Raw genomic sequence first — 22,717 nt, forward strand, 5'->3', positions numbered from 1 at the left:
TAGGGTCCGCCCCCACATTTCGCGGGAGGGACACGCAGTGGATGTGCAGGAGGTCGGTGCCACGGCGGCGCGGTACGCCAGGGCGGCGAAGTACACCGTCGAGTCGGGCACCTACAAGGAGACCGCCAAGCGGCTGAGCAAGCGGGTGTCGTCGTCGACGCACGCCTACGGGCTCAAGCGCGACCTGACGGCGCCCCACGAGACCCCCGTCGCGAAGATCCCGATCTCGGTCCGGAAGCTCACCGAGGCCGACGTCCCGCTCATCCTCGACGAGCACGCCGAGGTCGACGAGGCGGAGCGCTGGGAGCGCCACACGCGGGTCCGCCTGCTCGAGCGCGGGATCGGGACGCCGTACGTGGCGGTCGACCCCGACGACGACCCCTGCTACGTGCAGTGGCTGTTCGGGCCGGACGAGAACGCCGAGGTCCGCGACTTCTTCCACGGCATCTTCCCCGAGCTCGCCCCTGGAGAAGCCCTGCTCGAGGGCGCGTTCACGCCGACCCGGCACCAAGGCCGGCGGATCATGAGCGCCGGCATGTCGATGATCGCGGAGAAGGCGCGCGACCTCGGCGCCCGCGACGTCCTCACGTTCGTCGGGGTCGACAACATCGCGAGCCTCAAGGGCTGCGAGCGGGCGGGGTTCCTGCCCGCGATCGACCGCTGGGAGACGCGCCGTCTCGGTCGCCTGCGCGTGACGTTCCGCGCGCTGGACGCCGCAGAGGTGGAGCAGGCGCGCGTCCTCAAGTAGGCCCTACGCGGGGCGGGACTGCGGGCGCCCGGCGATCGCCGGCACCGTGACCCGCAGCCGGTGCGGGGCGACCTGCCAGTAGCGGCGTTCCGGGTCGGCGAGACGCCAGCGCTCGGCGAGCTCGGTGACCCGGTCCTCGTCCACCCCCACCTGGCGGGCGCGCCAGCGGCGGGAGCGCCCGCGCACGAGGACGTCGAGCGCGCCCCAGGCGTCCTCGGCCGAGCCGTGCACGCTGACGGTGGCCGGGGATTCGCCGTCCCCGAACAGCACCGTGTAGGCACTGACCGCGTCGTAGGTCACCGGTTCTCCTCCCGCCGGTCCGGCGGCGCCGCGGACGCGACGCCCGGGTCGGGCCGACTCGGCTCCAGTGAAGCCGTCCGGGCGTCCTCCCGACGAGCGGCGCGCGACGGCCCGCGCCGAGCTGAACCGATTCCGCGACGGGTGGTCCGCCCGCTCGTGTGTCGCCCGTCCGGTCGTGCCGTCTGCCGCAGGGAGGGGCGGGGTGACCCGTTCGGCGGTGGAGGCGGGGGTCGCGACCGTGCCCGTCGGCCTCAGGAGGCGGTCGGGGGCGGGTCGCCGCCGGCGTCGCCCGGTGCGCGCAGACCCGACTCGGGGGACGTCGGCCAGGGGGCGGCACCCGAGGACCGGGTGCCCGGCGATTCCTCGGCCGGGCCACCGGCCGGGCCGCCGCGTCGGGGGTTCAGCCCGTCCCGCCGCGGCCGGCGGGGGAGGTCCTGGAGCATGCTCAGCGCCGACTCGCCGCCGGTCAGCCGGCGTCGCCCGCCTCGCGGGGAGGGGCTGGGCGTGCGGACGGGGCCGGACGGGCGGTCGTCGGCGTCGTCGGCCGGAGCGCCTCCGTCGGTGTGGGGGCGCTCGCCGGGACGCGAGGGCACGGCGGCCCCGAACGGGTCGAAGCCGTCGGAGCCGTGCGAGACGCCGTTCGGACCATCGGCGCCGTTCGGCACGGGCCACGGACCCGACAGCGGCCCGTGGTGGTCGGGGGCGTCGTCGGCCGCGGGCTCGTCGGACGGCGCGGCACCGACCGGCTCCAGCGGCGTGAGCGGCACCCCCGCGACGGGCAGGTCCTCGGCGCCGGGCAGATCCCCCTCGGGCGGTTCCGTGGTCGCGCCGTCGGGCACGCGCACGCGGGGCATCCGGTCGGTGAGGGGCTCCTCGCGGTGGTGGGACCCGGCGTGCGCGCCGCCGGGCTCGCGCACCCGGATCGGGTCGCCGGTCAGGGTCGTGGCGTCCTGGTCGGGGGAGCCGAGGGCGAGGTGCAGGTCGTCGAGGGGCAGCGGCCGGGCGAGGGTCACCGTCCAGGCGGCCGGCCCGGCGAGCGCCACGTTGGGGTAGCCCTCGGAGGACAGCTCGAGCTGCTCGACGACGGCGTCGACGAGGCCCGCCAGGTGCTTGGACGAGGCGCCGGGCACCACGATCGCGAACTCCCGCTCGGAGAGCCGGACCGCAGCGTCGACCGGGCCCAGCGGCTCGCTCACGGCTGCCGCGACGCGCCGGGCCGCGTGGTAGGCCGCGCGGCGCCCGAGGCGGTGCTCGGCGTCGTCGAGCGCCGCGACGTCGAACAGGGCCACGCCGACCGGCAGCGCGGTCGGGCCGCCCGTGCTGGTCCAGCGGGCGAGGAACTCGGGGGTGGTCATCCCCGACTGCGGGTCGACGTTCGCCGCGCTGCGGGCGGCGACGGCGGCGTGCGCGTCGACGAGCTGGGCGCGCAGCACGCGCGTGCCCTCGCGGGCGTCCTGCATGCGCTGGATCATCCGGTGCAGCGCGTGGGTGGCCCAGCGCTCGCCGACCGTGCCCCCGGAGGCCGCGGCCGCCCCGCCGGCCGGCATGACCCGCGCGAGCAGCCCGTCGACCGTGTAGCCGACGGCGGTGTCGAGGCGGGGACCGAGCGCCGAGCGCATCCGGGCGAGCTCGTTGGCGGCCTGCACCCGCGACCAGCCCCAGCGCCCGACGAACTCCCGCCCGGCCTCGAGCGTGTACTCCGTCGGGTCGATGCTGTGGGCGTCGGTGGCGACGAGGTACGCGCCGGCCTCCGGGCCGACGGCGATGACGGTCCACTCGTCGGCCAGGGGCTCGGCCGGGTCGAGGACGACGAGCTGGCAGCCCGGGGGCACGTCGTGGTGCTCGCCGTCGGCGAACGCGAGGACGACGACGGCGCCCGCCGCGGCGATCCGCTCGTACACCGCGTACTCCCGGGCGAAGTACGCCTGGTGCTGGAAGAGCGCCACGACGACCGTCGGCGACACCACCGGGCCGGCGAGGACGGCGGCCTCGATCGCGTGCGAGACGGCCACCAGCGAGCGCTTCGAGGCCGTCGTCGGCCGGTCCGGCGACCAGGGAGTCTCCGTGCGCACTTCGTCGTCGCCCACCGACTGCCTCCTCCGTCCGAGTGATGTCGCGATACCCCCAACGGTGGGAGTCGTGACCCTCGGAGCGCCAGCGAGTGCGGCGAAAGGACTACCAGTGGCGGCGAACGGTGGACACGTCTCAGCCCGTGTTGCGCATCCCGGCCGAGATGCCGTTGACCGTCAGGAGCAGCGCCCGCTGGAGGTCCGGGTCGGGCTCGTCGACCTTGCGGCGCTCGGCGAGCGCGTGCACCTGCAGGTGGTGCAGCGGCTCGAGATAGCCCTCGCGGATGTCGAGGGTCCGGCGCAGCAGCGGATTGCCGCCGAGCAGCGTGCCGCCGGGGGAGAGCTTGAGGACCTCGCGCTCGGTCACCCCGTGCTCGGCCTTGATGATCTCGAAGACCTCTTGGAGCTCCGGGTCGACGAGCTCGGCGACGTAGAACCCGGCGATGCGCATGTCGGTCTTCGCGAGGGTCATCTCGACGTTGGAGATGAGGTTCGCGAAGAACGCCCAGTCGCGCATCTCGTCGACGACCTCGGAGTAGCCGGCGTCGTGGGCGGCCTTGAGCCCCGAGCCCAGGCCGAACCAGCCCGGCACGATCATCCGGGTCTGCGTCCAGCCGAAGACCCAGGGGATCGCGCGCAGGTCCGACAGCGACGTCTGCCCGCCCGCGCCGGGCCGCTTGCCGGGCCGCGAGCCCACGTTGAGCATCGAGAGCTCGTCGACGGGCGTGGCCTGGGTGAAGAAGTCCGGCAGGCTCTCGTGGGAGATCAGCTGGTCGTAGGCCTCCTGGGCGGCGTCGGAGATGACGTCCATCGCCTCGTCCCAGCGCTTGAGCGTCGCCGCCTCCACCCGTGAGGTCTGGTGCAGCAGCGTCGCGTCGAGCACCGCCGAGAGCATGGTCTCGAGGTTGTCCCGGGCCAGCGCGGGCAGCGAGTACTTGTCGGAGATGACCTCGCCCTGCTCGGTCACCTTCATCACCGCGTCGACCACGCCGTGCGGCTGCGCCGCGATCGCCTCGCCGGCCGGCCCGCCGCCGCGCCCGACCGACCCGCCGCGGCCGTGGAACAGGCGCAGCCGCACCCCGTGCTTGGCGGCGACGTCGCGCAGCTGGCGCTGCGCCTGGTGGATCGACCACTGCGAGGTGGTCAGCCCGGCGCCCTTGTTGGAGTCGGAGTAGCCCAGCATCATCTCCTGCACGTCGCCCCGGGCGGCGACGAGCGCCCGGTACGACGGGTCGGAGAGCATCCCGTCGAGCAGGTCGCCGGAGATCTTGAGCTCGGTCGCGGTCTCGAACAGCGGCACGATGTCCAGCGACGACACCGCGCCGTCGGCGGTCAGCTCGACCAGCCCCGCCTCCCGCGCGAGCACGGCGACGGCGAGGATGTCGTCGACGTTCTGCGCCATCGAGATGACGTAGGTGTGCAGGGCCTCCTGGCCGTAGGTGTCCTGCACGGTGCGGATGCAGTCGAAGACCTCGAGGGTCTCGGTCACCGAGTCGTCGAACGGCCGGTCGCGCCGCGGGGTGAGCGAGCGGCGCCCGGCGAGCTCGGCGGAGAGCACCTCGCGGCGCCCGTGGTGGTCGAGCTCGCCGTACGGGGTCGCGAGCTCGCCGACCCGGTCGAACAGCGCCGCCAGCGTCGTGTGGTGGTAGGTCGTGTGCTCGCGGACGTCGACGCTCGCGAGGTGCAGCCCGACGGCGTTGGCGCTGCGCATGACGTCGCGCAGGCCGCCGTCGGCGATCCGCTCGCCCTGGTGGCCGCGCAGCGAGACGTCCATGACCTCGAGGTCGCGCAGGTACTCGTCGGCGCCGAGGTAGTCGCGGCCGGGGCGGTGGGGCGTGTCCTCGGCGTAGCGGCGGCGGGTGTTCTCCAGGCGCGCGTGGATGTAGGAGCACTTGAGCCGGTAGGGCTCCTCGGCGTTGAGCCGCACGAACCGGTCGTAGACCTCGGGGAGGGCCCGGCGGTCGCGGGCGAGGCTGCGGCGCAGGTCCTCGCTGACGCCGACCAGGCGCGTCGAGAGCGACAGCTCCTGGACGAGCTCCTCGAGCAGCTCGCTCTGGATGCGCACGCCCCGCTCGCCGTAGATCCGCATCGTCTCGAGCGTGAGGTCGGCGGTGACGTTCGGGTTGCCGTCGCGGTCGCCGCCGACCCAGCACCCGAGCACCAGCGGCCGCGAGTGCTCGGGCAGGCGCAGGCCCACGCGCGCCAGCTCGTCGTCGAGCTCGGTGAGCACCTCGGGGACCGTGCGGCGCCCGAGCTGCTCGAGGTAGTAGGCGACCGAGCGCGCCTCGTCGAGCACGGTCGGGCGCTCGGGGCGGATCTCATCGGTCTGCCAGATGAGGTCGACGAGCCGGTGCAGCCGGGTCTCCGCGACCTCCTCGGGCAGCTCGTCGGCCAGCACGGTCGCGATCGCGCGCAGCTTGCCGAGCACCGACTGCCGCTGGGCCTCGGTGGGGTGCGCGGTGAACACCGGCTCGAGCTCGAGGCGGGACAGGGCGGTCGCGAGCTCGTCGGGGTCGGCGTCGCTGACGAGACGGTCGACGAGCAGGTGCAGCGGGCCGCGCCCCTCGGCGTGCACGGCGGCGCGCTCCTGGCTGCGGTGGAGCTGCTCGGCGAGGTTCGCGAGGTGGAAGTAGGTCGCGAACGCGCGGCCGAGGACCGCGGCGGTGCCCGGGTCGAGCTCGGCGAGCAGGTCGCGGATCGCGGTGTCCCCGCGCTCCGGCACCTCGCGCACGAGACGGCGCACCTTCTCGACCAGCTCGAGCATGTCGTCGCCGTGCTGCGCGGCGACCGTGCGCCCGAGCAGCGTCGACAGACGGCGGATGTCCGCCCGCAGCGCCGAGTGCTCCGACTCCGAGGCGACGGTGCCCTCGCTGGGGACCCGGTCGGCCCGCGCGGGCCGGTCGCCGCTCTCGTTCTCGCTCATGAGGACGCCCTCCTGGTCGGCCTGCCCGGTGATGGGTGGTCCGCGACGACGGGGACGCCCCGCGATTGTGCCCCCGATCGGTCGTCGGGACACCTCCCCGCGGGATCGGGCCGGTGACGGGTCAGGCCGCGGCGGGCAGGAGGCCGAGCTGCTCGAGCAGGCCGTGGTGGTCCCACAGCGTGCGGTACTCGGTGATCTTCTCGCGGCGCACGGCGACGACGGTGATCGCGAGCACCTCGGCGCGCCGCCCCGTCGGCGCGGCGCCGGGCAGGAGCCAGGGCATCGCGCGGTCGTGGGTGAACGCGACCCGCTGCTCGTCGACGACCCGCCAGCGGTCGGTGGTCCGCGAGACGCGGGTGATCTCGAGGTCGGCAGGACGGTGGGGCAGCACGTCGTCGGCCAGGTGGCGGCGCAGCGCGTCGGCGCCGCGCGCGCCGGTGCCCGCCGGCAGCGTCGAGAGCGCCACGTCGTCGGTGACCATGCCCAGCGCTGCGTCGAGGTCGCCCGCGTGCAGCGCCGCGGCGAACGCGTCCCGGGCGCGCTCGACCGCGACCATCATGTCCTGGACCGCCTTGGTCATCGTCCGATGCTCGCACGTTCGTAGGGTGCTGGGCTGTGGACTACACCGCCCACTACCCGCCCGAGCTCCGCGACGGGCCGGCTACGACCGGCGAGTGGTGGCGGTGGGGCGCGCACGACGTGCGGCTGCACCGCCTGCCCGCCCCCGACGCGGCGGCGGTCGTGATCCTCCTGCACGGCGCGGGCGGGCACGGGGCGATGCTCCTGCCGTACGGCCGGCTGGTCGACGGGCGCGCCGAGGTGATCGCCCCCGACCTGCCCGGCTACGGCGACACCCGCGTCGGCGGGCCCGTGACCTGGTCCGACTGGATCGCCTGCGTCGCCGACCTCGTGCGCGGCCAGCAGCGCCCGGTCGTCCTCGTCGGCGCGAGCCTGGGCGGGATGCTCGCCTACGAGGTGGCGGCCAGTGTGGGGTCGGCCGTGCGCCACGTCGTCGCGACCTGCCTCGCCGACCCGTCCGACCGCCGCGTGCGCCGCGCCGCCGCCCGGTGGCCCGTGCTCGGCGAGCACGGCCGGACGCTCCTCGACGCCGCCCGGATCGCCGACCCCGTTCGCGTGCCGGTCCGCTGGCTCACGCGGATGACGGCGATGTCCGCCGACCCGGAGCTGACCGCGCTGGTGTGCCGTGACCCGCGCGGCGGTGGTGGCCGGGTGTCGCTGCGCTTCCTGCGGACGTGGATGACGTCGCGGCCCACCGTCGCGCCCGAGGACTTCCGGGTCTGCCCCGTCACGCTCGCCCACCCCGCGGCCGACACGTGGACGCCGCCGGAGCTCAGCATCCGGTTCCTGCGGCGCATCGCGGCGCCCACCGAGGTCGTCATGCTGGACGACGCCGGCCACCTGCCGGTCGAGCAGCCGGGGCTCGACCAGCTCGGGACCACCCTGCGCCGGCTCCTGGAGGGACTGCGGTGAACCGTCGTGTCGTCGTGCAGCAGTGGATCTCGGTGGACGGGTTCGCCGCCGGGCCCACCGACGAGACCGAGATCTTCGCCGGTGTCCCCGAGGAGACCGACCGGCGCAGCATGGAGCTCAACGAGGCCCTCATCCCCGAGGTCGACACCGTCGTCCTCGGCCGGCGCAGCTACGAGGCGTTCGTGCGGTTCTGGCCCACCGACCTCGCCCGGGAGGTGCCGGTCGCGCCGCTGGTCAACGCCGTGCCCAAGCTCGTCGCGTCGACCACGCTGATCGAGGCCCCGTGGGGCGACCACGCCCCGGCCGAGGTCGTGCCCGACGCCGTCGCGCGCCTGCGGGCGATGCGCGCCGAGCCCGGCGGGATCGTGCTGGTCTGGGGCTCGCTGGCCCTCATGCGGGCGCTGGTCGACGCCGGGCAGGTCGACGAGCTCGACCTGTTCGTCGCCCCGATCGCCCTCGGCGCCGGGACGCCGCTGCTGGGCCGCCCGCTGGGCCTGCGCCAGATCGCCGGCGAGGTGTTCCCGGCGGGCGGGGCGCACCTGCGGTTCGCGGTGACGGGCTGATCAGGCCTCGAGGGAGGCCAGGCGCTCGGCGAGCAGCGCGCGCTCGACGTCGTTGGCGGTGAGCAGGGTGGCCTCCTCGAGTGCGGTCCGCGCCTCGTCGCGTCGGCCGGCGCGGCGCAGCAGCTCCCCGCGCGCCGCGGCCAGGTAGCCGTAGGACGCGAGGCGCGGCTCGTCGCGCAGCGCGTCCAGCGCCGCGAGCCCGGCGTCGGGCCCGTCGGCGAACCCCACGGCCACCGCCCGGTTGAGCGTGACGACGGGGGAGGGCCAGCGCGCGGCGAGGACGTCGTAGAGCCCGACGATCTCCGTCCAGTCGGTGTCGTCGAACGTGGGGGCGTCGGCGTGGACGGCGGCGATCGCGGCGAGCACGGCGTAGCGGCTCACGGGCCGGAGCGTGAGCGCCTCGAGGACCAGCGCCCGTCCCTCGGTGATCATCGCGGCGTCCCAGGCCCCGCGGTCCTGGTCGGCGAGCAGGACGAGGCCGCCCGCGGGGTCGACGCGCGCTGCCCGGCGCGCGTCGGTGAGCAGGACCAGGGCCAGCAGGCCCGCGACGTCGGGGTCGTCGGGGAAGCGCGAGCGCAGCAGGCGCGCGAGGTCGTGGGCCCGGGCGAGGAGGTCGTCGCGGACGAGGGCGGCGCCGGTGGGCGCGGCGTGCCCGGTGGTGAGCACCAGGTGGACGACGGTCAGCACGCTCGCGAGCCGGCGCGGCACGTCCTGCGGCACGGGCACGCGGAAGGGCACCCCGGCGGCCGCGATCTTCTTCTTGGCGCGGGTCAGGCGGGCGGCCATCGTCGCCTCGGGGACCAGGAACGCGCGCGCGATCTCGGGCGTCGAGAGCCCGCCGAGCAGGCGCAGCGTCAGCGCCACGCGCGCCTCCGCGGTCAGCGCGGGGTGGCAGCACGTGAACAGCAGGGCGAGGAGGTCGTCGGGTTGTCTCCCGCCCGCCCCACCCCACGGTTCCGGCGCGACCTCGTCCACCACCAGCAGCGGCAGCGCCCGCTGCGCCACCGCCGCCCGCCGGTGGACGTCGAGGGCCCGCCGGCGCGCTGCCGTCGTGAGCCACGCGCCCGGGCGGGCCGGCACGCCGTCGCGCCACGCCGTGAGCGCCTGGGCGAAGGCCTCCTGCACGCACTCCTCGGCGAGGTCGATGTCGCGCGTGACGCGCACCGTCGCGGCGAGCACGGAGGCCCACTCGCGACGGTGCGCGTCGGCGACGGCGGCTCCGACCGCCGGGGCGACGTTCGTCATCGAGCTACATCGAGGTGGGCCGCAGCGGCCGCACCTCGATGCCGCCGAACGGCTCGGGGACGTCCCGGGCGACGGCGAGCGCGGTGTCGAGGTCGGGCACCTCGATGACGTAGTAGCCGGCCAGCGCCTCCTTGGTCTCGACGTAGGGACCGTCGGTGACCAGCGCGTCCGCCCCCGCGGTGAGGTCCTCCCGCGCGGGGCCGTCGGGCCGGCGCACCGTCGTGGCCGTCGCCGTCGGGTGCAGCCACCCGCCGCCGCGCAGCACGGCGCCGTGCTGCTGGCCGAAGCGCTGGTGCGCGGCCGTCACGGCCCCGGCCTCCGCCTCGCCGATCGCGGCCCACGACGGCTCGCTGGTGTAGATCAGGATCAGGTACTGGCCCATGTCGTCGTCTCCTCGGTGGGCCCCGTGGTGGGGCCCTCACTATGACGTCGCGGACCGGTCGCGGGAATCGACAGCGCGCCGGATCCGATAGCGGAGGTGGGTCACGCGCCGGGCGAGGTCCTCGGTGTCCGGGGTCGTCAGCCGGCGCACGAACTCGAGCTCGGTGTGCTCTGCGCCGAGGTGGTCGAAGAGCCGCCGGCCCTGCCCGAGCAGGACGGGGACGACGTGCAGCTCCATCTCGTCGAGCTCGCCGGCCCGCAGCAGGGCCTGGGCCATGCCCGCCCCGTGGACGAGGACGTCGCCGTCCCCGGCCGCCGCGCGGGCCCGGGCCGCGGCGTCGCGGACGTCGGTGGCGTAGACGACGCTGCCGGGCGGCGGCTCGTCCGGGACGGTGTGAGTGAGGACGATGATCGGGACGCCGTCGTGGTGGTCGCCGCCCCAGCGCCCGGCCAGCTCGTAGGTGCGCCGGCCCGAGAGCACGGCGCGGGTGGCCAGGGTCTCGGCGTAGACCTCGCCGCTCGGGCCGGGGTCGTTGCGGCGGTCGAGCCAGTCGAAGAGGCGGAAGCCGCCGCGGCCCATCGGGTGGTCGGGGCCGTCGTCGGGGCCGGCGACGAAGCCGTCGAGCGAGATCGTGGTGTCCAGCCGGATCGCCATCACCGCTCACCCCGCAGCACGCGGTAGCGCAGGTGCACCTGACCGGGTCCGTCCATGCTGTCCACCAGTTCGAGCTCGACGATCTCGGGCGGCAGCTCGTCGAACAGCCGGCGCCCCTGCCCGAGCAGCACCGGCACGATCTGCAGCGCCATCTCGTCGAGCTCCCCGGCCGCCAGGAACGCGCGGGCCGCCGAGGCGCCGTGGAGCAGGACGTCCTTCCCGCCCGCGGCCTCCCGGGCCGCCGCGGCGGCCTCACGCGCGTCGGCGACGTAGCGGACGAGCCCGGACGCGGGCCCGGGCGACCGGGTCAGCACGATGATCGGGACGCCGTCGTGGTGGTCGCCGCCCCAGCCGCCGGCGAGGTCGAAGGTGCGCCGGCCGGTGAGGACCGCGCCGCTCGTCATCAGGTCGGCCATCACGGCGGCCCCGACCTCGTCGTGGCTGTGTGCGGTCGAGGGGTGGTCGTCACCAGAGAAGGTCACGAAGTCGTGGAGGCGCTCCCCGCCGATCCCGAGCCCCTGGTCCGGGCCGTCCTCGGGGCCCGCGATGAACCCGTCGAGGGACATCCACATGCACAGCACGATCCTGCTCACGACGTCTCCTTCACGAGGGTGGTGACGACGGCCCCGGTCGGGATGGTCTGCAGCTGGGCGACCGTCCAGGTGGAGCCCGGCAGGCCGTCCGCCCAGAACGGCACGCCCGCGCCGAGGACCGCCGGCACGCGGGTGATCCGCAGCTCGTCGAGCAGGTCGGCGGCGAGCAGGGCGCGGATGAGGCTGATGCTCGAGAACACCGCGATCGTGCCGCCCGCGGTCTCGCGCAGCTCCTTCACGGTCGCCTCGAGGTCGCGGGCCACGCGGGCGTTCGCCCAGGTCGCCTCCGTCAGGGTGCGGGACAGGACGACCTTGTCGACGGCGTCGAACCACCGGGAGAAGTCGCGGCTGCGGGGGTCGGCGGCCGGGTCGTCGGCGACGGCGGGCCAGAAGCCGTGGAAGCCTTCGTAGTTGGTGCGGCCGAGCAGGACGGTGTCGACGCCGCGGTACCAGCCGGCGAACCCGGACGCGCACTGCTCGTCGAGGGCGGTCCGGATCAGCCACGACATGTCGCCGCCGGGGCCGGCGGCGAAGCCGTCGAGGGAGAGGGTGATGTTGGCGCTGACGGTGCGGGGCGGGGTCGGGGTCACGGCGTGCTCCTGGGTGCTCGGTCGGTTCGGTCACCCCTGCGTCGGTCGCGACCGCCGTCGTCGATCGGAGAGCGGCAAGCTCGGACGGACGAGCATGGTCACGGCTGGGAGCGTGCCGGATCGTCCACGTGAGCCGCGACGCCGTCGAGCACGCGCGTCAGGCCGTCCTCGAACGGGTCCTCCGGCGGCGCGTCCTCGGGGGCCGTGTCGAGCAGTGCGGTGAGCAGGGGGAACTCGCCGGCTCGTCCGGAGGCGTGGAGGTCCGCCGAGCGCGGCGCGCGATCGCCGAGCGGGGCCGACGCGCCGCGGACGTAGCTGTTGACGGCGTGCAGCACCGCGAGCGCGTCGGGCACCGGGAGCCCGGCGTCGACGCCCGCGCGCAGCGCCGCCTCGGCCCACGCGCACTCCGCCGGGCCCATCCGCCGGCTCCCGCTGACCAGCGGCAGCGTCCACGGGTGGTCGACGAACACGCCGCGGTTGGCGCGCGCCCAGGCGGCGAGCGCGTCGCGCCAGGGCCCGCCGGTCGGCGGGGGGTCGCCGATCGCCGCGTCGAGCATGAGGTCGACGAGCGCGTCCTTGTGCGGCACGTGGCGGTACAGCGACATCGGGGCGGCGCCGAGCGTGCGGGCCAGGCGCGGCATCGACACCGCCTCGATCCCCTCGGCGTCGGCCAGCGCGACGGCGGCGTCGACGATCGCGGCCCGGGTCAACGGACGGCGGGAGGTCGGGGGCGCGGCGGGGGCCCAGCGGGGATCGGACACGGCGCTGATCGTCGCACGACGTCAGTGTAGACAGATTTACGCGCAATGAGTAAGGCTTACGCACATGACGACGACGGCTCCGCGCACCGACCGCCGACGACCCCGCCGGGACCCGCGCCGCGTGCGCATCGGTCTCGCCGCGACGGCGCTGGTGTGCGTCGTGTTCCTCGTGCTCGAGCTGCCCGCGTACCTGGGCGTCGACCCGGCGCGCTCGCGGGTCCCGGTGCGCGCCGACGACGCGCTGCACTACCCCCTGCTGTGGGCGCACATCATGTTCGGCTCGGTGGCCCTGGTGACCGCGTGCCTGCAGATCTGGCCGTGGCTGCGCCGGCGGCACCCGCGCGTGCACCGCTGGTCGGGGCGGGTCTACCTGTTCGGCGGCGTGCTGCCCGGCGGGCTCGTCGTGCTGGGGGTCGCCCCGGTCAGCAGCACCGGGTTCGCCTCGTCGGTCGGCAACACGTTCCTCGCCGTCCTCTGGCTCGCCACCTCGGTCGCGGGCTACCGGGCCGTCCGTGCGCGCCGGTTCGCCGACCACCGCGCCTGGATGATCCGCAGCGTCGCGCTGACGTTCTCGATCGTCGTCAACCGCTTCTGGGTCGTCGTCTACGTCGTGCTGCTCTCGCTGGTCGACCCGACCGACCCCGAGCTGATCCCGCACGCCGCCACGGCCTCGGTGTGGACGAGCTGGATCGTCAACCTGCTGATCGCGGAATGGTGGATCCTGCGGTCGCGGAGGAGCGTCACGTTGCCCGATCCCGTTCGCGGGGCACCCGGGGAACCGTGAGCACTCCCACCGACGGGTCCGTGGGCAACAAGCCCTCCGCCGACGCCAGCGGTTCCTACCGCCGCCACGGTCCGCAGTTCACCGACCGGATCGTCGCCGAGCCCTTCGGGCCGGCGGAGTGGCCCGTCGAGGCCGGGCGCTACCGCCTCGTCGTGTCGCTGGCGTGCCCCTGGGCGCACCGCTCGCTGATCGTGCGCCGCCTCATGGGGCTCGAGGACGCGATCTCGCTGGCGATCGTCGACCCGCTGCAGGACGACCGGTCCTGGCGCTTCACGCTCGACGAGGACGGCGTCGACCCGGTGCTCGGGTACCGCTACCTCGAGGAGGCCTACCTCGCGCGGGACCCGGAGCACGGCATCGACAACGGCGTCAGCGTGCCGGCGCTCGTCGAGGAGTCGACCGGGCTGCTCGTCACCAACGACTTCCCACAGATCACGATCGACCTCGGGATCGAGTGGGCGAAGTTCGCGCGCCCCGGCGCGCCGACGCTCTACCCCGAGGAGCTGCGCGCCGAGATCGACGCCGTGAACGAGGGCGTCTTCCACGACGTCAACAACGGCGTCTACAAGGCCGGGTTCGCGACGAAGCAGAGCCGCTACGAGGAGGCCTTCACCGCGCTGTTCGCCCGCCTCGACGAGCTCGACGAGCGCCTCGCGGACCAGCGCTACCTCGCCGGCGACCACATCACCGAGGCCGACATCCGCCTGTTCACCACGCTGGTGCGCTTCGACGCCGTCTACCACGGCCACTTCAAGTGCAACCGGCAGAAGCTCGCGGAGTTCGAGCACCTCTGGCCCTACGCCCGCGACCTGTTCCAGACGCCCGGCTTCGGCGACACGGTCGACTTCGACCACATCAAGCGGCACTACTACCAGGTGCACACGAGCATCAACCCGACCCAGATCGTGCCGCTCGGGCCCGAGCCGGCGGCCTGGCTCGAGCCGCACCACCGCGAGGACCTCGGCGGCTCCCCGTTCGGCCCGGACGGCACCCCGCCGGAGCCGCTCGACGGGCCGCTGCGCCCGCTGCCGCCGCTCGACATGTGACGCTCGCGGGATGACCCGACCCGTCGACCCGCTCGGGGCCGCCGTGGCCGGGGTCGTCGCCGTGCTCGCGCTGGCGCCCGGGCTGCTGCCCCGCGACGGGATCGTGCAGGGCGTCGTGTCCGGGGTCGTGGCGGCGCTGGGCTACGGCCTCGGAGCGCTCCTGTCGACGTTGCTGGGGTGGCGGCGTGGCGGAGCGGTCGTGGCCCTCCTCGCCCTGCTCGGCTTCGGCGCGGCGCTCGTCGTCGCGGCGGGGTGGCAGCGCGACGCCGCCGCCCTCATCGGCGCGCCCGGGCCGTCGACCGGGGAGTTCCTGCTCGCGCTGCCCGTGACGGTCGCCGTGGTGGTGCTGGCCGTGGCGGTGGGCCGGGGGTTCCGCGCCCTCACCCGCGGCGTGCGGCGGCTCGGCCTCCGCCGCCGCGGTGCCGCCGCCCTGGTCGTCGCCGGGGCGACCGTGTTCCTCGTCGGGGGTCTGGCGTGGGCGGGGCTCGCGGCGACCGCGCGGGCGTTCGGTGCGCGCGACGCCGAGCCCGGGGCCGCTGCCGCGCCGGCGAGCGTGACCCGGTCGGGCTCGCCGGCCTCGCTCGTCGGGTGGGCGACGCTGGGGCGCGACGGGCAGCGGTTCGTCACCGGCGGGACACGGGACGCGGTCCGGGTCTACGTGGGCCTCGGGAGCGCGCCCGATCCACGGCAACGGGCGGCGCTCGCCGCCGCGGAGATCGAGCGGGCGGGCGGGTTCGACCGGCGCGTCCTCGCGCTCGCCACGCCGACCGGGACGGGCGCGGTCGACCCGCAGGTGCCCGACACCCTCGAGCAGGCCGGCGGCGGCGACACCGCGATGGCCGCGGTGCAGTACTCGACCCTGCCCAGCGACCTGTCGTACCTCCTCGACGGGACCGCGGCGCAGGACCAGACGCGGGCGCTCGTCGACGCGGTGCGGGAACGGCTGGACCGGCGCCCGCCGGAGCGCCGGCCCCGGCTGCTGGTCTACGGCCAGTCGCTGGGGTCGTTCGGGTCCCAGGCCGCGTTCGGCACGCTCGACGACGCCCGGGCGCGGACCGACGGCGTCCTGTGGGTCGGCCCGCCCCACGCGAGCGAGCCGTGGGCGGACCTCGTCGCCCGCCGCGACCCGTCGTCGCCGGAGGTGCTGCCCGTGGTCGACGGCGGGCGCGCGGTGCGGTTCGCGGGACGCGCGGCGGACCTGGCCGTCCCGGGCCCGTGGGACGCGCCCCGCGTGCTCTACCTCCAGCACCCGTCGGACCCCGTGGTGTGGTGGTCGCCGGACCTGCTCTGGCGCCGCCCGGACCGCCTCGCCGAACCGTCGGGCTTCGACGTCCCGGCCGTCCAGCCGTGGTTCCCGGTGATCTCGTTCTGGGCGACGACGGTCGACCTGGCCCGCGCGCAGTCGGTGCCGCCCGACCACGGGCACCGCTACGACGCGCTGCTGGTCGACGCCTGGAGGGCTGTCGCCAGGTGAGTGATCCGGGTCGCCAGGGCGACCCGGACCACTCACATGGCCGCAGGCCATACCGGGGAGCCCCCCGGTGTGAGTGGACCGAAGAACGTTGCCCAGCACGTGCTCGCCCGCCTCGCCGAGTGGGGTGTCCACCGGTACTACGGCTACCCCGGCGACGGCATCGGCGGCATCTTCACCGCGCTGCCCGAGCGCGACGACGCGGAGTTCGTGCAGGTCAGGCACGAGGAGACCGCCGCGTTCGCCGCGTGCGCCGACGTGAAGTACGGCGGCTCGCCGATCGGCTGCTGCGTCGTCACCAGCGGGCCCGGGGCCGTGCACGCCCTCAACGGCCTCTACGACGCCAAGCTCGACCACCAGCCCGTCGTCGCCCTCGTCGGGCACACCGCGCAGACCGCCCAGGGCGGCGGCTACTACCAGGAGCTCGACCTCGGCGCGCTGCTGTCCGACGTGACCGGCTACCTCGCCGAGGTGAAGGACCCCAGCCAGGTCCGCCACGTCGTCGACCGCGCCTGCCGCACGGCGCTGGCCGACCGCACCGTCACCGCGATCATCCTGCCCTCCGACGTCCTCGAGCACGACGCCGTCGTCGACCCGCCGGACGCCCACGGCTACTACCACACCTCGGCGGTGCCCTCGTCGGCGATCACGACGCCGCCGGAGAGCGCCCTCGACGCCGCGGCGGCCGTGCTCAACGCGGGGGAGAAGGTCGCGATCCTCGCCGGCGCCGGCGCGCTCGGGGCGTCCACCGAGCTCACCGAGGTCGCCAACGCCCTCGGGGCCGGCATGGCCACCGCGCTGCTCGGCAAGGGCGTCGTCGACGAGCGCTCGCCGTGGATCACCGGCGCGATCGGGCTGCTCGGCACCACGGCCTCGTGGCACCTCATGCGCGAGTGCGACACGCTCCTCATCGTCGGCTCGACCATGCCCTACACCGAGTACTACCCGGCGCCCGGCCAGGCGCGGGCCGTGCAGATCGACGTCGACGGGGCGCGCTGCGGCATCCGCTACGACACCGAGGTCAACCTGACCGGCGACGCCGGCGCGACGCTGGCGGCCCTGCTCCCGCGGCTGGCGCACCACGGCGACGCGTGGCGCGCCCAGGTCGAGCACTGGACGAGCGCGTGGGACGACTACTCCCGCCAGCGCGCCCACGCCCACACCAGCGCGCTGAACCCGGAGCTGGTCGTCCGCGAGCTCTCCGACCGCCTGCCCGACGACGCCCTGCTCGCCGTCGACTGCGGGACGGCGACGTCCTGGTACGCCCGCGACGTCACGCTGCACGGCACCCAGTACGGCTCGCTCTCGGGGACCCTGCTGTCCATGGGCGGCGGCATGCCCTACGCGATCGCGGCGAAGAACGCCCACCCCGACCGGCCCGTCGTGGCGCTGATCGGCGACGGCGCGATGCAGATGAACGGGATCAACGAGCTCGTCACGGTCCAGCGCTACTGGCAGCAGTGGACCGATCCGCGGTTCGTCGTGCTCGTGCTCTCCAACGACGACCTCTCCTACGTCTCGTGGGAGACCCGCGGGATGCTCGGCGCGCCGCCCGACCCGCAGTCGCAGGCGGTGCCCGACGTGCCGTACGCGCAGTGGGCGATGCTGCTCGGGCTCGACGGCATCGAGCTGCGGGAGCGCGAGCACATCGGCGCGGTCTGGGACCGGGCGCTCGCCGCGGACCGGCCGTTCGTCGTCGACGCGAAGGTCGACAAGGACATCCCGCTGGTCCCGCCGCACGTGACGATCCAGCAGGCCCTCAACACCGCCCGCTCCCAGCTGGCCGGGGACAGCGACGCCCTGTCGATCATCGCCAACGGGGTGAAGGAGACCGTCGGCGCCAAGGCACGCTCGGTCCTGGGGCTCGCACCGAAGGAGTGATCTGTCCCCGGACAGGGCACACGACCCGTCATGGCAGCCAGAGGGAAGGCGTTCGTCGCGTCGCTGTCCGGGACGTCGCTGGAGTACTACGACTTCGCGGTCTACGGCACGGCGTCCGCGCTCGTGTTCCCGCAGCTGTTCTTCCCGGGCTCGGACCCGCTCACCGGCGTCCTGCTGGCCTTCACGACCTTCGCGGTCGGCTACATCTCGCGGCCGGTGGGCGGGTTCGTGTTCGGCAGGCTCGGCGACACCATCGGGCGCAAGCGCGTGCTGGTGTCGACGCTGCTGCTCATCGGCGCCGCGACGGTGCTCATCGGCCTGCTGCCGACCTACGGGACGATCGGGGTCACCGCACCGATCCTGCTCGTGCTGCTGCGCTTCGCCCAGGGCGTCGGCGTCGGGGGCGAGTGGGGGAGCGCGGTGCTGCTCTCCGGCGAGTTCGGGGATCCCCGGCGGCGCGGGTTCTGGTCGTCGGCGGCGCAGATCGGGCCGCCCGCGGGCAACCTGCTGGCCAACGGCGTCTTCGCCGTCCTCGCCGCGACGCTCACCGGTGAGCAGCTGCTGTCGTGGGGCTGGCGCGTCGCGTTCCTGCTCTCGGCGCTGCTCGTCGCCTTCGGGCTGTGGATCCGGCTCAAGCTCGAGGACACGCCGGTGTTCCGGGCGCTGCAGGAGTCGGGGGAGACCTCGGGCAGCCCGATCCGCGAGGTGCTGCGCACCCAGCCGCGCGGGCTGCTCGCCGCGATCCTGTCCCGCCTCGGACCGGACGTCGCCTACTCGCTGCTGACGGTCTACGTGCTCACCTACGCGACCCGGACCGCCGGGTTCGAGCGCGCCGCGGTGCTCTCCGCGGTGCTCGTGGGCTCGGCGCTGCAGCTCGGGCTCGTGCCGGCGTTCGGGGCGCTGTCGGACCGGTTCAACCGGCGCGCGGTGTCCCTCGCGGCGGTCGTCGGCATCGGGATCTGGGTGTTCGCGCTGTTCCCGCTGGTCGGCGCCGGCTCGTTCGGCCTGCTCGTGCTCGGCGTCGTCGTCGGGCTCGCGCTGCACGCCGCCGCCTACGGACCCCAGGCCGCGTTCATCACCGAGCAGTTCAGCCCGCGCCTGCGCTCCACCGGCTCCTCGCTGGGCTACACCGTCGCGGGCGTCCTGGGCGGCGCGCTGGCCCCGCTGCTGCTGACCTCGCTGAACGCCGACCTCGGCTGGGCCGCCGCCGCGGCCTACGTCGCGGTCGCCTGCGTGCTCTCCGCGGTCGGGCTCGCCATCGGCCGCGACCACGACCCGCGCGAGGACGAGGAGCTCGCGGCCGCTGCCGAGCCGGACGCTGCCCGCCCGTAGGGTCGCGGACATGGCAGTCACCGTGGACAACACCGACGACCTGACCCGCGCGCCCGGCGCGTCGGTCACCCCCGACACCCTGCCGAACGACCTCGACATCACCGACCTCGTCGTCGGCGGCGGCACGGAGGCCGGCCCGCGCGACACCGTGCAGGTCCAGTACCAGGGCATCCGCGTCTCGGACTCCGGCGAGTTCGACTCGTCGTGGGGCCGCGGCGGGCAGCCGGTCGAGTTCCCGCTGAACGGCGTCATCGACGGCTTCAAGCTCGGCATCTCCGGGATGCGCGAGGGCGGCCGGCGGGTCCTCGTCGTGCCGCCGCACCAGGGCTACGGCGACCGCGGCGTGCCGCCGGTGATCCCCGCGAACGCGCACCTCGTGTTCGTCGTGGACCTCGTCAAGGTGAACTAGAGGGTCAACGAGACGGTCCGGTCACCGCGGGCCGCGCCAGGACGTCCGCCGCCAGGCGCGGGATGAGGGCGTCCGCGGTCATGCGGTGGCCGAACTCCGCGTAGGCGAGCAGCTCGCGGTGCACGAGGTCGCCGAGCGGGCCCGGGAGGGCCCGCCGGGCGTGGTGGGCGGCCGCGCGCACCCGGGACATCTCGTGCAGCGGCAGGACGGGCGCGTCCCCGCGCAGGCGGGGCGGCGGCTCGGGTGGCTCGATCACGGTGGTCCCCCTCGGGTCAGCCGATCAGTGCGGTGAGGAGCTCGGCGGCGCGCCGGGCGCCGTCGGCCGGGACGGACACCGGCCGGACGGGGTGCTCGAGCAGGCCGGCCACGGTCGCGGCGAGCGCCTCCGGGGTCGCGTCCGCGTAGTCCATGCGGACGCCCGCCCCGAGCCGGGCGAGCCGGTGCGGGACGTGGAACTGCTGCTCGAAGTGGTGGGCGAGCGGGACGTAGACGAACGGCACCCCCGCGCGGGCGAGCTCCATCGTCGTCGTCAGCCCGCCCTGGACGACGGCGGCGTCGCACGCGGTGAGCTCGCGCTCGAGGTCGGGGACGTGCCCGCGCACCTCGACCCCCGCGGGCACCCGCAGCGACGCCGGGTCGATGCGGGGCCCCGCGACGGCGACGAGACGCAGCCCGGGCACCTGCCGGCGCAGCGCCGGGTACGCCGCGGCGACCCGCTCGAGCAGCGCCCGGCCCACGCCGGACCCGCCCACGCTGACCACGCAGATGCGCTCGTCGTCGCGCCAGCCAAGCTCGGCGCGCAGCTCCCCGCGGTCGCGCACCGGCCCGCCGGTGGGCACCCAGCCGCTGAACGCGAAGTGCTCGCACGTCCAGTCCCGCACGGTCGGCAGGCCCGGGCCCAGCGGGTCGGTGACCAGGTCGTCCGGCTCGCCGACGAACACCGACCGGTCGCGCAACCGCGGGTGGCGCGCGACGTGCTCGACCATCTCGGCGTTGTAGTCGGCGGTCAGCGCCGCCTCGGCCGCGCCGCCGTCGGGCATCGGCAGCCAGCCCACGAAGTCGGTGAGCCAGGCGAACGGCGCGCGCTTGAGCTCGGGGTTCTCGTGCAGGAAGTGGTCGATCTCCCAGCCCTCGTCGGCGACGACGAGGTCGTGCTGCCCCTCGTCGACCACGTCGGCGAACACGTGGAAGTTCGCCACGAGGATCTCGTCCATGCGCCGGACCGCCTGGAACGCGTGCAGGTCGTGCTCGCCCGCCTCGCCCTCGATGTGGGCGCTCTCGGACGCGAGCAGCGCGCTCGCCGGGTGGACCCAGCCGCCGTCCAGCACCTCGGTGACGGGGTGCTGCGCCAGCCACTCGATCTCCAGGTCGGGGCGCATGGCCACCAGCTCCCGGGCGATCGCGACGTCGCGGCGCGCGTGCCCGAGACCGATCGGGGAGCTGACGAACAGCACCGTGCGGCGGCGGGCCCGCGCCGGCGTCCAGGTCGTGCGCCGGGGCCGGGGCGGGGCGAGCGAGCGCGCGAAGTCGCGCAGCAGCAGGTTGACCCGCACGGGCTCACGCACGGTCGGGGCGTGGCCGGCGCCGGGCAGGGTGACGAGCGAGCCGCCCGTCCGCTCCGCCACGGCGACGCCGAGCGGGTACGGGGTGATCGCGTCGGCGTCGCCGTGGATGACGAGCACGGGGCACCGCACGGCCCGGCAGATCGCCTCCGCGTCGGCGTCGGTCGGTTCGACGACCCCGGGCACCGTGGCGATCAGTGTCTCGGCGTCGGTCTCCAGGCCCCAGCCGACGAGGTCCTCGAGCTGCTTGGTCGAGTGCGGCTCGGGGACGACGTTGCCCTCGAAGAACTCGACCCAGCCGCGGAAGTCGGCCTTCCAGTAGTGCCGGTTGGCCTTCTCCCAGCCCTCGTGGGTCTCGCGGACGTCGTCGAACCCGTCCGGCAGGGGCCAGGGCAGCGCAGTCCCGATCGCCACGACACCGAGGACGCGGTCGGGGTGCCACGCGGCGAGCTCCAGCGCCCGCCGCGCGCCCAGCGAGAGCCCGACCGCGACGGCCCGGTCGGTGCCCGTGGCGTCGAGGACGGCGACGACGTCCTCGACGGCCTCCCGGTCGCGGTAGGCCTCCGGGTCGCGGGGACGGTCGGCGGCGCCGTTGCCCCGCCCCTCGACGGTGATCACCCGGAACTCGCGGGCGAGGAACGGCACCTGGGCCTTCCACTGGCGCATGTGCACGATCGCCCACGCGGTCAGCAGGACGATGGTCGGGCTCGCGGCGGGCCCCTCGAACACCTCGTACCCGACGCGGACACCGTCGCGCTCGATCGTGCCGACCTCGTCGGGCTCCCGTGCACGCATGGCGCTCCCCCTCGGTGTCGGACGATCAGGGCCGGATCTCGTAGACGTCGTTCAGCGGGGTGCCGACGGCCCGGCGGAAGCGGGTGAACCCGGCGTCGGTGGCCACCTGCCGCAGCGCCGCGGGCCCCGCCTGGGCGCCGAGGCTGTAGCCGCCCTCCTGCGAGCGGGCGGCGGGCACGCAGCACAGCGCCGAGGCGCCGTAGAACAGGCGGCCGACGGGGGTGGCGTTGGTGTCCACCGAGTCGCCCGCCGCCGGCTCGACCACCAGCCAGGTGCCGTCGGCGTCGAGCGCCGCCCGGATGCGCCGGGCCGCGCCGAGCGGGTCGCCCATGTCGTGGAGGCAATCGAAGGTGGTGACGAGGTCGTACCCGGTCCCGGCGAAGTCCTGGGCGCTCGCGACCTCGAAGCTCGTCCGGTCGGCGACGCCGGCGTCGGCGGCGCGCTTGCGCGCGATCTCGACCGAGGCGTCGTGGTAGTCCGAGCCCGCGATCGTCGAGGCGGGGTAGGCCTCGGCCATGAGCACGGTGGTCGCGCCGTGGCCGCAGCCGACGTCGGCGACCCGGGCGCCCCGCTGCAGCTTCCCGACGACGCCGTCGAGCGCGGGGAGCCACTCCGCCACGAGGTGGCCGATGTAGCCGGCGCGGAAGAACGCCTCGCAGCCGAGGAACACGTCCTCGTGGTGCTCGTGCCAGCCGACGCCGGCCCCGGAGCGGAACGCCTCCGCGATCCGCGGCTCGCTGCGGATGATGCCCGTGGCCAGCACGAACGCGCCGGGCACGTAGAGCGGGCCGTCCGGGTCGGTCAGCGCGAAGGCCTGCTCCTCGGTCATCGAGTAGACGCCGTCGGCGTGCTCCACGTAGCCGCCGGCGGCCTGGCCCGCGAGCCACTCGGCGACGTAACGCGGAGTGGTCTCGGTCCGCGCGGCGAGCTCCTCGGGGGTCGCGGGGCCCTCGGCAAGGGCCCGGTAGAGGCCGAGACGGTGGCCGAGCACCACGTTGCCGGCCGCGAACGTCGCGCCGACGTCGGCGACCGCCTTGCCGACGAACGCCATCACCTTGTCCATGTCGACGGTCATCGCGCCGTCCTCCTCCGCTGGCTCCCTCGGCTCCGGGGCCCGT

General features: G+C 75.1%; 22 protein-coding genes. 9 read left to right on the forward strand and 13 right to left on the reverse strand.

Annotated elements, in window-relative coordinates:
- Positions 1–37: 37 nt before the first annotated feature.
- Positions 38–748 carry a GNAT family N-acetyltransferase gene (locus tag EV188_RS06065; protein ID WP_133825248.1) on the forward strand — a complete coding sequence of 237 codons (711 nt, stop codon included), beginning with the start codon at positions 38–40 and terminating at the stop codon, positions 746–748.
- A 3-nt stretch (positions 749–751) separates the two neighbouring features.
- On the opposite strand, the gene EV188_RS06070 is transcribed toward EV188_RS06065, so the two are convergent.
- The 4 genes from EV188_RS06070 to EV188_RS06085 all read right to left on the reverse strand — a co-directional run bounded on the left by EV188_RS06070 (position 752) and on the right by EV188_RS06085 (position 6,620).
- Positions 752–1,048 (reverse strand): hypothetical protein, encoded by a 297-nt coding sequence (locus tag EV188_RS06070; RefSeq protein ID WP_133825249.1) that lies wholly within the window; start codon positions 1,046–1,048, stop codon positions 752–754.
- Between the two features lie 251 nt (positions 1,049–1,299).
- Positions 1,300–3,135 (reverse strand): DICT sensory domain-containing protein, encoded by a 1,836-nt coding sequence (locus EV188_RS06075; RefSeq protein ID WP_133825250.1) that lies wholly within the window; start codon positions 3,133–3,135, stop codon positions 1,300–1,302.
- Positions 3,136–3,253: 118 nt separating this feature from the next.
- Positions 3,254–6,040 (reverse strand): phosphoenolpyruvate carboxylase, encoded by a 2,787-nt coding sequence (gene ppc, locus EV188_RS06080; protein ID WP_133825251.1) that lies wholly within the window; start codon positions 6,038–6,040, stop codon positions 3,254–3,256.
- A gap of 121 nt (positions 6,041–6,161) precedes the next feature.
- Positions 6,162–6,620 (reverse strand): ester cyclase, encoded by a 459-nt coding sequence (locus tag EV188_RS06085; RefSeq protein WP_133825252.1) that lies wholly within the window; start codon positions 6,618–6,620, stop codon positions 6,162–6,164.
- A gap of 35 nt (positions 6,621–6,655) precedes the next feature.
- On the opposite strand from EV188_RS06085, the gene EV188_RS06090 reads away from it, so the two are divergent.
- Both EV188_RS06090 and EV188_RS06095 read left to right on the forward strand, forming a co-directional pair.
- Positions 6,656–7,531: an alpha/beta fold hydrolase gene (locus tag EV188_RS06090; protein ID WP_166659728.1), complete on the forward strand. Its 876-nt coding sequence runs from the start codon at positions 6,656–6,658 to the stop codon at positions 7,529–7,531.
- Complete coding sequence (locus EV188_RS06095; RefSeq protein ID WP_166659729.1) at positions 7,528–8,094, forward strand: dihydrofolate reductase family protein; 567 nt, start codon at positions 7,528–7,530, stop codon at positions 8,092–8,094. The genes EV188_RS06090 and EV188_RS06095 overlap by 4 nt, the downstream gene beginning before the upstream one ends.
- Here the strand turns inward: EV188_RS06095 and EV188_RS06100 are convergent, their stop codons facing one another.
- The 6 genes from EV188_RS06100 to EV188_RS06125 form a co-directional block, all read right to left on the reverse strand.
- Positions 8,095–9,339, reverse strand: a complete 1,245-nt coding sequence (locus EV188_RS06100; protein WP_133825255.1) for an RNA polymerase sigma factor — start codon at positions 9,337–9,339, stop codon at positions 8,095–8,097.
- Between the two features lie 4 nt (positions 9,340–9,343).
- Complete coding sequence (locus EV188_RS06105) at positions 9,344–9,721, reverse strand: YciI family protein (RefSeq protein WP_133825256.1); 378 nt, start codon at positions 9,719–9,721, stop codon at positions 9,344–9,346.
- Between the two features lie 39 nt (positions 9,722–9,760).
- Positions 9,761–10,375 (reverse strand): dihydrofolate reductase family protein, encoded by a 615-nt coding sequence (locus EV188_RS06110; protein ID WP_133825257.1) that lies wholly within the window; start codon positions 10,373–10,375, stop codon positions 9,761–9,763.
- A complete protein-coding gene (locus EV188_RS06115; RefSeq protein ID WP_243741497.1) occupies positions 10,375–10,968 on the reverse strand; it encodes a dihydrofolate reductase family protein in 594 nt (197 codons plus the stop codon). The genes EV188_RS06110 and EV188_RS06115 overlap by 1 nt, the downstream gene beginning before the upstream one ends.
- Positions 10,965–11,558: a dihydrofolate reductase family protein gene (locus EV188_RS06120; RefSeq protein ID WP_133825258.1), complete on the reverse strand. Its 594-nt coding sequence runs from the start codon at positions 11,556–11,558 to the stop codon at positions 10,965–10,967. The genes EV188_RS06115 and EV188_RS06120 overlap by 4 nt, the downstream gene beginning before the upstream one ends.
- A gap of 98 nt (positions 11,559–11,656) precedes the next feature.
- Positions 11,657–12,319 carry a TetR/AcrR family transcriptional regulator gene (locus EV188_RS06125; RefSeq protein ID WP_133825259.1) on the reverse strand — a complete coding sequence of 221 codons (663 nt, stop codon included), beginning with the start codon at positions 12,317–12,319 and terminating at the stop codon, positions 11,657–11,659.
- Positions 12,320–12,383: 64 nt separating this feature from the next.
- On the opposite strand from EV188_RS06125, the gene EV188_RS06130 reads away from it, so the two are divergent.
- Genes EV188_RS06130 through EV188_RS06155 form a run of 6 tightly spaced genes read left to right on the forward strand, consistent with a single transcriptional unit; the run spans position 12,384 to position 19,242 of the window.
- The gene (locus tag EV188_RS06130; RefSeq protein WP_133825260.1) at positions 12,384–13,103 is read left to right on the forward strand and encodes a DUF2306 domain-containing protein; all 720 of its coding nucleotides are present in this window, start codon (positions 12,384–12,386) and stop codon (positions 13,101–13,103) included.
- 20 nt (positions 13,104–13,123) lie between these two features.
- Positions 13,124–14,149 carry a glutathione S-transferase family protein gene (locus EV188_RS06135; protein WP_243741524.1) on the forward strand — a complete coding sequence of 342 codons (1,026 nt, stop codon included), beginning with the start codon at positions 13,124–13,126 and terminating at the stop codon, positions 14,147–14,149.
- Positions 14,150–14,159: 10 nt separating this feature from the next.
- The gene (locus EV188_RS06140; RefSeq protein WP_133825262.1) at positions 14,160–15,623 is read left to right on the forward strand and encodes an alpha/beta-hydrolase family protein; all 1,464 of its coding nucleotides are present in this window, start codon (positions 14,160–14,162) and stop codon (positions 15,621–15,623) included.
- 36 nt (positions 15,624–15,659) lie between these two features.
- Positions 15,660–17,501, forward strand: a complete 1,842-nt coding sequence (locus EV188_RS06145) for a thiamine pyrophosphate-requiring protein (protein ID WP_133825263.1) — start codon at positions 15,660–15,662, stop codon at positions 17,499–17,501.
- A 30-nt stretch (positions 17,502–17,531) separates the two neighbouring features.
- Positions 17,532–18,833, forward strand: coding sequence for an MFS transporter (locus EV188_RS06150; RefSeq protein WP_133825264.1), 1,302 nt, complete (start codon positions 17,532–17,534; stop codon positions 18,831–18,833).
- Between the two features lie 10 nt (positions 18,834–18,843).
- A complete protein-coding gene (locus tag EV188_RS06155) occupies positions 18,844–19,242 on the forward strand; it encodes an FKBP-type peptidyl-prolyl cis-trans isomerase (RefSeq protein WP_133825265.1) in 399 nt (132 codons plus the stop codon).
- 4 nt (positions 19,243–19,246) lie between these two features.
- Here the strand turns inward: EV188_RS06155 and EV188_RS06160 are convergent, their stop codons facing one another.
- From EV188_RS06160 to EV188_RS06170, 3 genes are read right to left on the reverse strand one after another with little or no spacing between them, the layout of a single operon-like run.
- Positions 19,247–19,498, reverse strand: coding sequence for a hypothetical protein (locus EV188_RS06160; protein WP_133825266.1), 252 nt, complete (start codon positions 19,496–19,498; stop codon positions 19,247–19,249).
- A 16-nt stretch (positions 19,499–19,514) separates the two neighbouring features.
- Positions 19,515–21,599 (reverse strand): alpha/beta hydrolase, encoded by a 2,085-nt coding sequence (locus tag EV188_RS06165; protein ID WP_133825267.1) that lies wholly within the window; start codon positions 21,597–21,599, stop codon positions 19,515–19,517.
- Between the two features lie 25 nt (positions 21,600–21,624).
- Positions 21,625–22,674, reverse strand: a complete 1,050-nt coding sequence (locus EV188_RS06170) for a class I SAM-dependent methyltransferase (protein WP_133825268.1) — start codon at positions 22,672–22,674, stop codon at positions 21,625–21,627.
- Positions 22,675–22,717 lie beyond the last annotated feature (43 nt).

Origin of the sequence: Actinomycetospora succinea (assembly GCF_004363095.1) — a bacterium.
Taxonomy (GTDB): Bacteria; Actinomycetota; Actinomycetes; order Mycobacteriales; family Pseudonocardiaceae; genus Actinomycetospora; species Actinomycetospora succinea.

Excerpts from the sequence above, each read along its gene's own strand:
- ppc (WP_133825251.1), bottom strand. The coding sequence starts at position 6,040 with ATGAGCGAGAACGAGAGCGGCGACCGGCCCGCGCGGGCCGACCGGGTC.
- EV188_RS06085 (WP_133825252.1), bottom strand. The coding sequence starts at position 6,620 with ATGACCAAGGCGGTCCAGGACATGATGGTCGCGGTCGAGCGCGCCCGG.
- EV188_RS06100 (WP_133825255.1), bottom strand. The coding sequence starts at position 9,339 with ATGACGAACGTCGCCCCGGCGGTCGGAGCCGCCGTCGCCGACGCGCAC.
- EV188_RS06105 (WP_133825256.1), bottom strand. The coding sequence starts at position 9,721 with ATGGGCCAGTACCTGATCCTGATCTACACCAGCGAGCCGTCGTGGGCC.
- EV188_RS06110 (WP_133825257.1), bottom strand. The coding sequence starts at position 10,375 with ATGGCGATCCGGCTGGACACCACGATCTCGCTCGACGGCTTCGTCGCC.
- EV188_RS06130 (WP_133825260.1), top strand. The coding sequence starts at position 12,384 with ATGACGACGACGGCTCCGCGCACCGACCGCCGACGACCCCGCCGGGAC.
- EV188_RS06140 (WP_133825262.1), top strand. The coding sequence starts at position 14,160 with ATGACCCGACCCGTCGACCCGCTCGGGGCCGCCGTGGCCGGGGTCGTC.
- EV188_RS06145 (WP_133825263.1), top strand. The coding sequence starts at position 15,660 with ATGGCCGCAGGCCATACCGGGGAGCCCCCCGGTGTGAGTGGACCGAAG.
- EV188_RS06150 (WP_133825264.1), top strand. The coding sequence starts at position 17,532 with ATGGCAGCCAGAGGGAAGGCGTTCGTCGCGTCGCTGTCCGGGACGTCG.
- EV188_RS06155 (WP_133825265.1), top strand. The coding sequence starts at position 18,844 with ATGGCAGTCACCGTGGACAACACCGACGACCTGACCCGCGCGCCCGGC.
- EV188_RS06165 (WP_133825267.1), bottom strand. The coding sequence starts at position 21,599 with ATGCGTGCACGGGAGCCCGACGAGGTCGGCACGATCGAGCGCGACGGT.
- EV188_RS06170 (WP_133825268.1), bottom strand. The coding sequence starts at position 22,674 with ATGACCGTCGACATGGACAAGGTGATGGCGTTCGTCGGCAAGGCGGTC.